This is a genomic window from Phocoenobacter atlanticus subsp. cyclopteri (assembly GCF_018343795.1).
Taxonomy (GTDB): Bacteria; Pseudomonadota; Gammaproteobacteria; order Enterobacterales; family Pasteurellaceae; genus Phocoenobacter; species Phocoenobacter atlanticus.
This window is the reverse complement of sequence record NZ_CP074346.1, coordinates 1,968,373-1,982,928: the sequence shown is the minus strand read 5'-3', so window position 1 is coordinate 1,982,928 and position 14,556 is coordinate 1,968,373. Positions and strand designations below refer to the sequence as shown.

7 protein-coding genes and 1 pseudogene are annotated in these 14,556 nt (G+C 32.5%); 5 read left to right on the top strand and 3 right to left on the bottom strand.

Annotation, left to right across the window (positions count from 1 at the left end; all coding sequences use genetic code 11):
* Positions 1–190: 190 nt before the first annotated feature.
* The 5 genes and pseudogenes from KGI96_RS09575 to sfsA all read left to right on the top strand — a co-directional run bounded on the left by KGI96_RS09575 (position 191) and on the right by sfsA (position 12,067).
* Positions 191–2,680: a two-partner secretion domain-containing protein gene (locus KGI96_RS09575; RefSeq protein ID WP_211597824.1), complete on the top strand. Its 2,490-nt coding sequence runs from the start codon at positions 191–193 to the stop codon at positions 2,678–2,680.
* 27 nt (positions 2,681–2,707) lie between these two features.
* Positions 2,708–6,805 (top strand): hemagglutinin repeat-containing protein, encoded by a 4,098-nt coding sequence (locus KGI96_RS09570; protein WP_211597825.1) that lies wholly within the window; start codon positions 2,708–2,710, stop codon positions 6,803–6,805.
* A gap of 12 nt (positions 6,806–6,817) precedes the next feature.
* Entirely contained in the window at positions 6,818–7,609 is a 792-nt protein-coding gene (locus KGI96_RS09565) for a YopT-type cysteine protease domain-containing protein (protein ID WP_211597845.1), read from the top strand.
* Between the two features lie 235 nt (positions 7,610–7,844).
* Positions 7,845–10,966, top strand: a pseudogene (gene ydiJ / locus KGI96_RS09560) (D-2-hydroxyglutarate dehydrogenase YdiJ).
* A 378-nt stretch (positions 10,967–11,344) separates the two neighbouring features.
* Positions 11,345–12,067: a DNA/RNA nuclease SfsA gene (sfsA, locus tag KGI96_RS09555; RefSeq protein WP_211597827.1), complete on the top strand. Its 723-nt coding sequence runs from the start codon at positions 11,345–11,347 to the stop codon at positions 12,065–12,067.
* Positions 12,068–12,118: 51 nt separating this feature from the next.
* Here sfsA and KGI96_RS09550 read toward each other — a convergent pair whose 3' ends face one another.
* The 3 genes from KGI96_RS09550 to dolP all read right to left on the bottom strand — a co-directional run bounded on the left by KGI96_RS09550 (position 12,119) and on the right by dolP (position 14,511).
* The gene (locus KGI96_RS09550; RefSeq protein WP_213156455.1) at positions 12,119–12,829 is read right to left on the bottom strand and encodes an SDR family NAD(P)-dependent oxidoreductase; all 711 of its coding nucleotides are present in this window, start codon (positions 12,827–12,829) and stop codon (positions 12,119–12,121) included.
* A 99-nt stretch (positions 12,830–12,928) separates the two neighbouring features.
* Positions 12,929–13,930, bottom strand: coding sequence for a Holliday junction branch migration DNA helicase RuvB (ruvB, locus tag KGI96_RS09545; RefSeq protein ID WP_211597829.1), 1,002 nt, complete (start codon positions 13,928–13,930; stop codon positions 12,929–12,931).
* Positions 13,927–14,511: a division/outer membrane stress-associated lipid-binding lipoprotein gene (gene dolP, locus KGI96_RS09540; RefSeq protein ID WP_213156594.1), complete on the bottom strand. Its 585-nt coding sequence runs from the start codon at positions 14,509–14,511 to the stop codon at positions 13,927–13,929. The genes ruvB and dolP overlap by 4 nt, the downstream gene beginning before the upstream one ends.
* Positions 14,512–14,556: the final 45 nt, after the last annotated feature.

The window sequence follows — 14,556 nt, the reverse complement described above, 5'->3', positions numbered from 1 at the left end:
AGCGTCAAAATAGCATAATACATTAGTAGGAGTAGCATTAGGACTAAAAATGCAAGCCCAAAATGTTTCATTATCTGTAACTTATGCCAAACCATTAAGAAGTACCGAAAATTATCCTAAAGGGAATTTAGGAGTGCCCCATTTCAATTGAGTAATTCATTTTTAACATACATAATTAAGGAAAATTATTATGAATAAAAACAAATATAAATTAATTTTTAGCAAATCTAAATCTTGTTTAATCCCTGTCGCAGAAAATGTTCAATCTGCGATCAATAATAGTTCATCTGATACTGATACTTCTAGTCAAGAAAGGTCTGTATTTAATTTTAAACTGAATGCAATTTCTACATTTATTCAATCAACATTATTACCAATATTTGCAGTATCCCTTCTTTCAACACATTCATTTGCGAATAGTGTAGAAGTGGATGGCATTAAAACCAAAATTACGACAGTTGGTAATGACATACTACTCATTGATATTGCAAAACCAGAGTTCGACGGTATTTCTGATAACCGCTTTAAAGAATTTAATGTAACAAATGGTGCTGTATTTAATAATAGTACTAATGATGGTAATTCACATTTGGTTGGTTATGTTAAAGGAAATGCTTCACTTGAAGGAGAGGCCGCAAAAGTCATTTTAAATCAGGTAACAGAACATAATTCAACGCAACTAACAGGGGGGTTAGAAGTACTTGGTCAAAAAGCAGATCTGTTAATCATAAACCCTAATGGTATTAATATTAATGGTGTACAAACTCGCAATACTGAGCGTTTTGTTATATCAACAAGTAATGTTATTGATCCTCAAAAGGGGTTAAATCTTGATGTAGATAAAGGGACAATTACTATTGAAGAAAATGGTTTGGCTACTGATGGATTAAAATATTTAGATATTGTTGCAAAAAAGATCACACAAAAGGGCGCTATCAAAAATCATAATGATGATAGTTCTTCAGAAACTAATATCAATTTAATTGCTGGTTCAACTTCTTATGATGTTGTACAACAAAAAATTACTTCTAAAGGTGAAATAGTGGATGAAGTGATCATTAGTGGTGAAGAATTAGGTGCAATGCACGGCAAACATATCCAATTTGTTACCACTGATTCAGGAGCAGGGATAAAGCATAGTAATATAATTTTATCTGAATCTGATATTAAATTTATCACTGATAATGGTAGTATTGATCTCCACTCAGTGCATTCAAAAAATAGTATTGAAATAAAAAAAGCAAATCAAATTACACTGAATAATGAAATAAATACAAAAACTATTTTATTAGATGGTCAAACTACAAATATAAAAACAAATGCACAAGTAAATGCTAACAAAGTACAACTAAATATGACTGAGAGTATTAATTTAGAAAATAATAGTAAACTTTCTGGTGTTAGCGTTCAAACTAAAGCAAAACAGTTAAAATTAACAGAAAACGCTGTTTTGTTAGGGAAAAATATTGTAGTAAATAGTTCAGATATTGATAATAAAGGAATAATTTATGGACATTCTACTCAAATAGACAGTAATAATTTAAATAATAATGGAAAAATATTAGCCGTAGAATCACTCAAAATTATTACTAAGGGTAATGATAGTGAAGGGAAAATTAATGGTTATAAAAATAGTGGTCAAATATCAAGTAAAAGAGATGTTGAATTAATTTTTAAAGATAATACCAATTTTAGTTCAGAGAGCCATAATTTACCTGATGCACAATATAATATTACAGTTAAAACAAATAACTTTAATATAAGCGAAGATCATAAACTTACATCTCTTGCAAATATTGCAATTAAAAGCAACTCCTTTAAAAATAGGGGAGTTGTTACCTCTGCCCAAAAATTAGGAATTACAACTAGTAGTGATATTCAAAATTATGGCGATTTAGTTGCAAAAAGAGGAGTATATTTAACCTCAACTGTAGGAGACATTAATAACTATTCTGATGCAATTATTTATTCAGAAGGTCAACTTTTTTTAGATGCACAGAATAATATCTATAATTTAGGAGATATTTTTGCTAAAGAAAAAATTACAGCTTCTGCTGTAAAATTTACTAATGATGCAAAATTAGAAAGTAATGTTAGTATTTCAAATACGTTCAAAGAATATCTGCATAGTAAATATTATAACTTAGAATATGACAATTATTATATATCTTTAGAAGCACCTGAATTTGTGAATAATTTAAAAATTAAAAATGCAGGAATTGTTATTGGAGAAGCGGGTTTTTCATTTATACAAAAGAATATGCTAAATACTAGTTTAAATTATATGTTAATAAACACTAGAAAATCGGTTAATCCTACTTATGATATTAAATTATTATTTACACCTATAGAGATTCAAAATAAAGATAGCGGTATCTTTAATTATAGCCTTATTAATATTCAAGGAAATTTTGAGAATAATGGAACAATAAAAATTGTTAATGAACCCAAAAATCAACAGTTTGATCTGATAGAAAATTATTTAAAAAACCAAAAAGTAAATATAAAAGTAGCCTATACTCCTCGCTCTTCTCTATTTCAAACAGGTTTAAGTGGAACAACAGATTTAAATAAAAATAATTTATATAATTTTTTTGATATTATACTTAATGATGAATATCCATTAAGTAGCTCTCTGTACTATGCACGTAGTAATGAAATAATAAATTCTCTTCAATGAATACAATCTTCTGATTTTCAGAAAGTGATGCTACTAACATTTGGGCAAAATTGGGCAAACCAAAACTACGCCACATTAAAACAGAATTGGCAAAATTTTAAAGAAAATGAACAGATGATTTCTTTTTATCACTCTCATCATAAAGCACAGTTATTTGCTGATAAATTAACGGGAAATATTATATCTTTACAAAATGGTCATCTATCTGAACATAGTAATTATCAAAGAAATATTGTCATTGGAAAATACTCTATTTCCGCCCCTGATATAGGTTTTGAAGATTTACCAAATGAAACAGAAAAGGACACTGAAGTTGATCTTTCTCATTTAACCAAATTATTAAGAAAAACAAATTTATTTATTGATCGCTCTTTTCAACAATCTAATTTAAATTTTCAAAAAGAATTAACCGATGAAGATAGAAAATTATTAGGTGAAATAGATGACAGAGAAGAAATTTCACGAATAAAATATAACTTAACTGATGTTGATATGATCAAAACACAAATTACTCATCATAGTAATAACTTGCCCTCTAGTTCTGAAAAAAATGCCATACTGGATGTTAACGATATAGAGCTAAAAACTCACGAAACTTACAATGATGGCACAATTTATGGAGAGACTGTAAATATTGATTCAGATGGAAAAATTAAAAATCAAGGAGATATTTTAAGTGAAAAAGAAACTCATTTGAAAGCCTCAAAAGGAATTGAAACCGAAGGTCGTGTTATTGCAAATGCAGATGGTAGTACATCAGTACATAAATCAAATATTGTTTCGAAAGGAAATCTCAATCTAGAAACAGATTTAAATAAGAGTATTGATATAATCTCCTCAAACATTGGAGGGGCAACAGGTTCGATTAATACAAAAGATTTAAATATTAAAGATACTTATTCAACAACAAGTATAAGTTTAGAAGAGGGTATTCATTCAAAACTATCTGGTAGAGTTATTGGTCAACATACACAAAAAGAATCAAGTGTAAAATCAGAAGGATCAACCTTAAATTTTGATCATATAAATTTCAACTTAAATGGAGATCTTAATCAAACTGGTAGTGACATTAATGCGAATGGTATTTCTGGTGTAATACAAGGTGACTACAACACTCATTCTGGTAAAAATATTACTCATTCTGAAAAAACTGAAGATGTTGTTCAGCTCGAATTAGATCTATCTGCAAGTGGTGGAGGTTATCAAGCTGGTGTAGTCGTTAATGAAAAAGACGGCACTAAAACTGCTATAACCGAAAGTGAAAGATTTGGTTTAAATGGAGAAGCAGGTATAGCCTATACGAAAAAACAAGAGCAACAAACTAATTTAAAGCATAATAATAGTCATCTTTCTACCCATAATGGAAAATTAAATATTTTAGGTTCTGCAGATATTGGTGGTTTAGATATAGATGTAGCTCAACCTCAACCTTATCCCACAAATGTAAATAAAGAAGGATTTGAATTAGATGCTAAACATATTTTATCTACAAAAGAGAAAGATGAAATAGATAAGTCAATAACTGAAACAATTATTAAAGTTGGATTAGAGGGAGAAGTACACTCTGCTGTTGGAGATTTAATCAATGATACTGCTCGTGAAATTCGTGATTCAAAAAATGGCTTAAAGCAAGATGTTACTACTACTTTACAAGTTGCCAGTGATGTTATAAATACTGTAACAGGAGATATCATTGGAGGGAGTGTAAAAGAAAAAGCTGAAATATCCCATACTGAATATAACATTCATGAATCCTCAGATGTTCGTAGTCACATTAATGGTAAAGTAACTCTTTCTTCAGATGCCGATCTTGATTTAAAAAATGTAGAAAGTGATGAAAAAAGTAAATTATCTTTAAATGCAAAAGGTGATGTAAATTTGATTGCAGGAGAAACAATACGTTCTGAAACAACGAATAGTCTTGGTGCAAAAATCTCTGCTGGAGGTAGTGTTCATTGTGGTGTAATGTCTGAAGGCTGTGCAATAGGTGTAGATTACTCGTTAGAAGGTAGTGGAAGCAATTCTCAAACTAGCTCAACTATTCATAAAAACACTGAATTAAAATCAGATGATTTAAATATAAAAGCTGGTGGTAACATTAATCTTTCTGGAGCAAATATTGATGCCAATAAACTGCATCTGGACGTAAATGGTAAAACCAATATAAAATCTGTACAAGATGATATAAAAAGTGAAACAGTCTCAATAAATGCCAGTTTAGGACTGGGAGCCTCTATAAATACAGAGTTAGTCATAAAACCAAATGTAAATGTCGGCGTTGGGATTGGTTATGAAAAAGAAGAAGGCAAAGAAGTTCATAAACAATCAGGGATTACTGGAAAACATATCGAAGGTAATTTAAAAGATGTTAACTTAGAAGGTGGCTATCTTGTTGATAGTAGCGGTCAATCTTTATTAAAGATTGATGGCAAAATAAATAGTAAAGATATTATTGATTCTCATCATAAGGATGGAGGAAATGTTGGTATAAATATTGGAATGAGTTCTGATAGCCTATCACATCTTAATGTCAATGGAGGAAGGATAGAACAAAAGCATTATGAAGCAACAGAGTATTCCACTATATCAGGAATAAATAATAAACAAGATATGGATGGTAAAATAAAACATAATGTATCTGATTCTAAAACAGTAACTCAAGATGATACCGTTGCAAAAACACATTTCTCTTTTGAAACAGTAGATATATCAAGATTAGCGAATAAAGGTTCAGAATATATAGCCAATAAAACTAAGCCCAAAACAGATCATATCAATACTAAATTTTTAGATAAAGTCGTTGAAGAACCAATTTATGAAGAGATACTAGATAATCCTAATACATTAAATAAACCAACTAAATCATTAGGTGATGAAGCAAGTATTGACTATAGCAAACGCCCATTACCTCCAATACCCAAAGAAGCAGAGGGAGTATCAGAAAAAGAAAGTGACGTTATTTATGCAAAGATAGATAAATCACCAGAAGCTATAGCAAAAGCGAACGCTAAAGCAGATGAAATTGTAAAAAACTTATCTGATCATACCGCTACTGAATCTGAAGAAGATTTTGCCCCTCTATTACCTGCTCGACCAGAACTAAAAAATTCTGCAGGGAATGGAAATAAAGTAGTTGAAGAAAATGTTAGAGAATCACTATTTCAACGTATACGAAATATCTTTAGTTCTAGACAGCAGCCAGAAACAATAGATGAAAAATTAAAAAATATAAATTATGACAATCTAGAAGATAATTTAAATTTAAAAGAATTAATTATCTTAGAAAATATACGTAATGATAATTTTGAAGAAAGTATCTTAAATGATTCAGTATTTCTAGATGGTGCTCGTGTAGCTGCAAAAAGATTAGTTCCAGAATCAGTCTTTGAACAAATGAAAAACACTCCCGGTTTTGATGAAATCTTAACAGAGGGTGCAAAAGATATGGAAAAACGTATTAATGATGCAGTAACGTTCAAACCTACTGAGAAAGAATTTAACGAAATTCAGAATTTAGTCAAAACTTTACCTAAAGGTTTACCACTAGATATTCCAGAGCAAACGCTTCATATCTTAAATACATTAGCAACAACATCAGAAACCATTAAAAAGAGTCCAGCGTTAAAAGAACAGCTTCATAGCGTTATTGAAGAATTCTTAACCGAAAGTAAAAATAAAGCCTTAACTGTAGCGATGATTGAGAAACTAAATTATAACTTACGACCAGAAGAAGGAGAGAACCGTATTTTATATAAAAATGAGTCATTGACTAAAGGTGATGCTATTTTTTCTAGTATAGAAGCTTCTCAATTACAGTTAGCACAGACAGTAGATTTTATTAATAATGCCAAGAATAAAGGTGTTGAGCAAAGCGTTCTAGCTGCTCTTGTTTATCAGCGTTTAATTGATTATCATCCTTTTGCCGATGGTAATGGAAGAATTACACGTGTAATCACTAATAAATTATTACTAGATGCAGGTTATTCCGCTTTTCCAAAGTTTGATAAAACATTTGAAATGCGAATTACTCCTCATGATAATGAGAGAGTTCCTCTGGCAACGAATAGTGAAATGGTTCAAGAGTTCTTACGTACTTTGCGAAAAAGTAGTTCATCAACAGAATAAAATCATACTCCTATAACAGATCGTATAAAAGATATTGTATTAAAAGATCAAACTCGTTCAGTATTACAAAAGTTAAGAGATAATTTTAAATCTGTAAAACAAGATAGTGAAATTAGAAAAGTTCGTAAAACTGTTGAACAATTTGATGGAGAAGTTAATTTTACATTTTCTCAACTTAAGGGAGAAGTATATAGCGAAATAATCAAACATATTGAAACCCAAAATGGTGTTTGTGAGGCGGTCTGTGCATCTTGGATCACAAAAAAAGTAAATGAGCAAAGTTTATGGGAGGATATTTATGATCAACCTAAAGATGGAAAAAATGGAAAGCTAAATAAAAAATATTTTGAAGTCATTAAGCAATTACAAACTGAATTCATAAATAATGGTAATACGGCAACTCAACAATTTACATTAATGGAATCTTGGTTATCAGAACAAGGTGTTACAGCAAAAGAACGACAATTTGGATCTCAACGTCGTAAAGATCAAGTAGAAGGCTCTCTTTCTGACAAGAATCTAAATGCTTTCACTCAAGCTATTTTAGATACAGGCAAAGAAAATTCAGCAATAAAGAAAATATCAATTAGCTTGAAAGATGGTGCTCATACTGTTTCAGCCGCTATTCAAGGTGAAAACGTTGTTTTCTTCGATCCTAATTTTGGTGAATTAAGTTTTCCTAGTCGTGAAAAATTTGATCATTGGTTTAAAAACGCATTTTGGCAACAAAGTGGTTATGCTGGAGATAATAGTAAAAACAGAGTTTTTAATGTGGTAAATTATCATCTAAATGATAAGGAATAATCTGAAAACATTATCCCACAAACTGTGTAAACTTTAAAAATGGGGTTCAAGGTTATCCTTGAATCCTATCGCTCAAGATAGTTAAAAATTAGCATTAAACAATCTAAAAAAATTATTCTGAGTACTCAGTTAAACCTCAATGTAAAAAACCATTCTTTATTTTCTCTTTCATTTTATGGAAAAATCTTGTTAAGATAATCATTATTCAATAATTAATATAAATACTAATAACACTATGCTTCCACAACTTTCAGATGTCCCAGAATTAAGTAATGATGTGATTTGTTACCTAAATGAAGTAAAAAAACGCCATTTTAAAGGTGATATTGCGTCAAATTATGCTGATAGGCTAAGTTTGGCGACGGATAATAGTGTTTATCAGACTATTCCATCGGCTATTTTATATCCAAAAACAATAGATGATGTACAACTTTTAATTCAAATTGCCCAAAAACCTGAATTTCAATCCCTGACTTTTACGCCTCGAGGTGGGGGAACGGGTACCAATGGTCAATCATTAAACGATAATATCATTATTGATCTCTCTCGTTATATGACAAATATTCTAGAATTAAACGTCCAAGAGCGTTGGGTTAGGGTGCAAGCTGGCGTAGTAAAAGATCAACTGAATCAATTTTTAAAACCTCACGGACTATTTTTCTCACCAGAGCTTTCAACCAGTAATCGAGCGACCATCGGAGGAATGATCAATACTGACGCTTCAGGGCAGGGTTCGTTACAATATGGTAAAACCTCACAACACGTACTAGAGATAAAATCAGTGTTGATGAATGGGGAAATATTAGAAACTCAAGCGGTACGATCTGATCAATTTTTTGCAAATTTAGATAAATTAAATTTATCTGATACAGCCAAACAACTGTATTCTGCTATTTTTACGCGTTGTAAAGAAATTCGCCCACAGGTACTAAAAGATCTACCTCAGTTAAACCGTTTTTTAACGGGTTACGATCTCAAAAACGTCTTTAATGATGATGAGTCAGAGTTTAACTTAACTCGTATTCTGACAGGTTCAGAAGGATCATTAGCTTTTATTTGTGAGGCAAAACTTAATTTATTACCTATTCCTAAATATCGTACCTTAATTAATATTAAATATAATTCTTTTGATTCTGCTCTGCGTTCCGCTCCAATGATGTTAGAAGCAAAAGCACTTTCTGTTGAAACCATTGATTCAAAGGTATTAAATTTAGCCAAACAAGATATTATTTGGCACTCCGTTTCAGATTTATTATTAGAAGATAAAAATAATCCTATCCTTGGTATTAATATTGTGGAATATGCCTCTAATGATGAAGAACAAAATCAAAAACTGATTAATGACTTGTGTCAAACCCTCGATAAAAAAATAGCAGATAAAACAAGCGGTATCATTGGTTACCAAATTTGCAATGATTTAGCCTCTATCGAAAAAATTTATGCAATGCGTAAAAAGGCGGTGGGGTTATTGGGTAATACGAAAGGGTGGGCAAAACCCATTCCTTTCGTGGAAGATACCTGCGTCCCCCCTGAAAATTTAGCGGATTACATTACAGAATTTCGCCAATTATTGGATTCTTATCAATTAGAATATGGTATGTTTGGACACGTGGATGCAGGGGTGTTACACGTTCGCCCTGCATTAGATTTATGTGATAAACAACAAGTTAAAACCTTTAAAACCATTTCTGATGAAGTAGTAAAACTGACCTCAAAATATGGCGGTTTAATTTGGGGAGAGCACGGTAAAGGTATGCGATCTTATTATGGTCAGCATTTCTTTGGAGAAAAATTGTGGCACGAACTACGTTACATTAAACAACTGTTTGATCCTCAAAATCGCTTAAACCCGGGTAAGATCTGTACGCCTTTAGACAGTAAGGATAAGTTGTATCCTATTGATTCACCTATGCGAGCTGATTTTGACCGCCGAATTCCCCTCGAGGTAAAAAACGAATTTAAAGGAGCAATGAGTTGTAACGGTAATGGGTTATGCTTTAATTTTGATGTGCATAGTGTGATGTGTCCTTCAATGAAAATAACAGGCAATCGAGTTTTTTCACCAAAAGGGCGTGCAACACTAATTCGAGAATGGTTACGACTTCTTGCAGAAAAAGGGATTGAACCTGATGATTTAATTTTTAAACATACTAAACAAACCCTTAAATTAACAGATTTTATTGCAAAATTTCGCCATCAATGGAATAAAAACACCCATTATGATTTTTCTCACGAAGTCAAAATGGCGATGGATACTTGTTTAGCTTGTAAAGCCTGTGCTAGCCAGTGTCCAATAAAAATTGACGTACCAACCTTTCGTAGCCAGTTTACTTATCTATATCATCAGCGTTATTTTCGCCCAGTGAAAGATTATGTGGTGTCTAATCTTGAGTTTGTTGCTCCTTTAATGGCAAAAACACCACGCTTTTATAATTTTTTTAGTACCACGAAAATAGCAGAAAAATAGCAAATAAAACAATTGGAATGACGGATTTACCCGCTCTTTCAATGCCTAATTTACAACAGCAATTAGTAAAAATTAATTATCAAGGAGAAAAATTAGAAACCATTGAACATTGGGTTGCAAGCGGTCACTTACCTAATGATTTTTGCAAATTTATTTTTGTAATACAAGATCCTTTTACCTCTTATTATGATGCAAAAGTTGTCGCAGATTTTGTCCATTTTTGTCAAAAAATTGGTTTTAAGCCAATTGTATTACCTTTCAAACCAACCGGAAAAGCGGCGCATATTAAAGGTTTTTTAAATCAATTTTCTAAAACAGCAAAAAATCAGGCAGACTTTTTAAACCGTGTCGCAAAATTAAATATCCCAATGGTAGGAGTCGATCCTGCTTTAGTATTACTTTATAGAGATGAATATAATCATCTGTTACAAGAAAAACGAGGCGATTTTAACGTCCTATTAGTACACGAATGGTTAAATGATCAGATTAAAAACAAGCGGTTAGATTTTTGCAAAAATTTACAAATAAGTGACCGCTTACAATGGTATCTGTTTTCACACTGTACAGAAACCACAGCTTTACCAAATAGCACGAAAGAATGGCAACAAATTTTTGAGTATTTTAACCAAACACTGAACAATGAAAATGTCGGTTGTTGTGGAATGGCAGGGACTTTTGGTCACGAAACTCAACATATAGCAATGTCTAAAGCAATTTATGAACAATCGTGGCAAACTAAATTTAAAGATAAACCGATAGAACAATGTCTTGCCACAGGTTACTCTTGCCGTAGCCAAGTCAAGCGTATGGAAAAAGTGATATTAAAACACCCTATTCAAGCGTTATTAAGGGTGCTGATATCTCACGCAAGAGCAACTGTAAACTTTTAACTATTGATTTTTAGGAATTAATAAATAATTATTACGTAGGGGCGGCATTAGCAAACGTAGTTTGCGTATATCCGCCCGCAATGCTTATTTTAATAACTTTTTTAAATCAATTAGTTAATTATTTTTTACTCATTATTTACAAATTTATAAACAAAAATATTCACGATATATGTATTTAATCTTGGCTTTTAAAAAAATCTTATATCGAGCAATGGGCGAATATACGCAAACTACGTTTGCTAATGTCGCCCCTACGTTAAAAAGTAGTCTATTTGATTTTTAAGTGTTTTTTACTCTAATAAAAGTATGCGGTTACCCTGTATATCACACTTAAAATTTGCAAAAATCAATCAACAACTGACCGCTTAAAGGACAACGATGCAACTTCCACCACTAAAACAAGGTATATTAATCAAACGTTATAAACGTTTTCTAGCAGATATAATGTTGCCTAATGGAGAGCAAATTACTATTCATTGCCCTAATACTGGAGCAATGACGGGCTGTGCAACAGAGGGCGATCGAGTGTGGTTTTCTACCTCAGATAATCCAAAACGTAAATATGCCCACACTTGGGAACTCACTGAAACACAACAAGGCGATTTTATTTGTGTGAATACACAACGAGCCAATCAATTAGTTAATGAGGCATTGCAACATAAATGGATTGAGGAACTGGCTCAATATCAACATATTCAAGCAGAAGTAAAATATGGTGAAGAAAAGAGTCGTATTGATTTTTTACTGGATGAAAGCTGCTTTGTCGAAGTAAAATCTACTACACTATTAACAGAAAATGGCATAGGAATGTTCCCTGATACCCAAACGTTACGAGGTCAAAAACACCTAAGGGAGCTAACCATAATGGCACAACAAGGTTATTCAGCAGTTATTTTCTTTGCTATTTTGCATTCTGGTATTCACACTTTTGAAGTCGCCAAACAGATTGATCCTAAATATGCTGAGTTATTTCAGCAAGCCCTTAAAAAAGGCATACAAGCGGTCTGTTACAAAGCAAAATTTACTATTGATAATGGTGTACCTGTTGCGATGGAGCTTGTTCAGAGAGTTTCCCATAATAGTAGATTTAAGACAAAATGAAAACAGATAACACTTTTTTATAATGTTATCTGCTATTTCAAAAATAATTTACTATTTACCCACTCGAACATCGTGTAACCATATTTTATCTGGTTGAGAAAGCATATAAGCAATAACATCAGCCAAATCTTCAGGATTAGTAAAGTTTTGTGTATCAAAATTATCGCCACTTTTTGCAAAAATCTCAGTATTGGTACCACTTTGATAAACACCTGCAATTTTTATATTAGTCTCTGCTAAGTCTTGTTTCAATACTTCAGTAAAGCCTCGAATACCATATTTACTTGCAGTGTAGACTGATTGATTCTGTTGTGCAACAACCCCTGACTTTGAAACAATGTTAATGATACGGGCTTCTTCACGTTGTCTTAAAACAGGAAGTAACAAACGTGTTGTAGGAATAACAGCCAGCAAATTAGTCTGAATAATATCGTCAACCATTTTGACATCCATCTCATCCACAGGCATTAATTTTTGCCAAATTCCCGCATTATTAATAAGAACATCAACAGTACCAAAATCGGAAACAATAGATTGCAACGTTAATTCTAATTTTTCAGTATCACAAATATCACAGATATAATAGTTGGTATTAACAGCACCGAGCTCCTTTGCTTGTTTTACCACTTCTACTAACTGTTTTTCATTGCGAGCAATTAATGCCAATTGGCATTTTTCTTTTGCCAGTCTTAACGCTAATTGCTTGCCAATGCCTGTACTTGCCCCAGTTATAACAATAATTTTATTGGATAATTCCATCATTTCCTTCCTATCATAAACACACTTTTCTAAAAATTAGACACTCATTCTCTCATTTGTAATAAATATTATATATATTATTACAATTATATAATTGACCAATTAATTTTCACTAAATCCAAAATGAGAATAAGTTCTTGAGGTTGCCATACGCCCTCTTGGAGTACGTTGTAAAAAGCCTTGCTGAATAAGATAAGGTTCTAATACATCTTCAATGGTATCTCGCTCTTCGCCAATGGCTGCGGCTAAATTGTCTAGCCCAACAGGTCCTCCATCAAAACGTTCAATAACCGCAAGTAATAATTTTCTATCCATAAAATCAAACCCTTTTGGATCGACATCCAGCATTTTAAGGGCTTGTTGGGAAATTTCTTTAGAAATCACACCGCTATTTTTAACATCTGCAAAATCTCGTACTCGACGTAATAAGCGGTTTGCAATTCGAGGCGTACCTCGTGAACGGCGAGCAATTTCAATTGCAGCCTCATTAGACAGGGCTAAATTTAAGCAATTGGCACTTCGTGTAACAATGGAAGTTAGATCTTCTACGGAATAAAACTCTAAACGTTGCACAATACCAAAACGATCTCGTAATGGCGAAGTAAGAGAACCAGCTCTAGTAGTTGCTCCAACTAATGTAAAAGGAGGGAGATCTAACTTAATGGAACGAGCAGCAGGTCCTTCACCAATCATTATATCCAACTGATAATCTTCCATTGCGGGATACAATATCTCTTCAATCATTGGGGAGAGACGGTGAATTTCATCAATAAAAAGGACATCATAAGGCTCAAGGTTAGTGAGCATTGCAGCCAAATCCCCTGCTTTTTCAAGTACTGGTCCTGAAGTGGTACGAATATTCACGCCCATTTCATTAGCAATAATATTAGCAAGGGTAGTTTTTCCCAACCCCGGAGGTCCAAATATCAATAGATGATCGAGAGCATCTTGACGCATTTTAGCGGCTTGGATAAAAATTTCCATCTGCTCTCGAACCGTAGGTTGTCCCACATAATCAGCCAATAATTTTGGTCGGATTGCACGATCAATAACCTCTTCTTCTGGCTGAGAAGAGGCACTGATAATTCTATCTGCTTCTATCATTGTGTTTTAATATAACTGAAAGCTGGGATAACTTTTCTCACCCCTTTTGTATGGCGAGCAATATTTATTACAACTTGTGACTGCTTAGGCGTAACGTGTCCCATTAAGAAAACTTCACCATTTTCAGTGAGAACTTTAACATTATTACTTTTTACATATACGTTAGCCAATAGCTGCGTTTTAACTTGCGTAGTTATCCACGCATCTGTTGTGATCTGCCCAGCACCTATTTTTTTCGCAATACGTATTTCGTTATAAACTAGTCTCACGCCTTGTTGCCCTAAAGTAATTTTTCTTGCAGTATCTACCGCAATTTTATTAGGTGCTTGACCCGCTAATAAAACTTTACCATTGTAAGACACTACAACAACTCTTGCTTCTTCTTTTAATTGCGCATCTTTATTTAAGCGATAATTAATTTTTGCTTCTAGAGTTTCATCATCTATTTGTCTTCCTGCTGTTCGAGGATCAGTGGCCACTTTAGTTGCTGCCGCAACCGCTCCAACAGTACCTACAACAGCAGCAGTTACACAGCCTTGTAATGATAGTAAACTAACTGAAAGCAAAGTAATTACACTTATTTTTTTAACGTTAAATTAAACATAATAATATTCCTTATAAATATT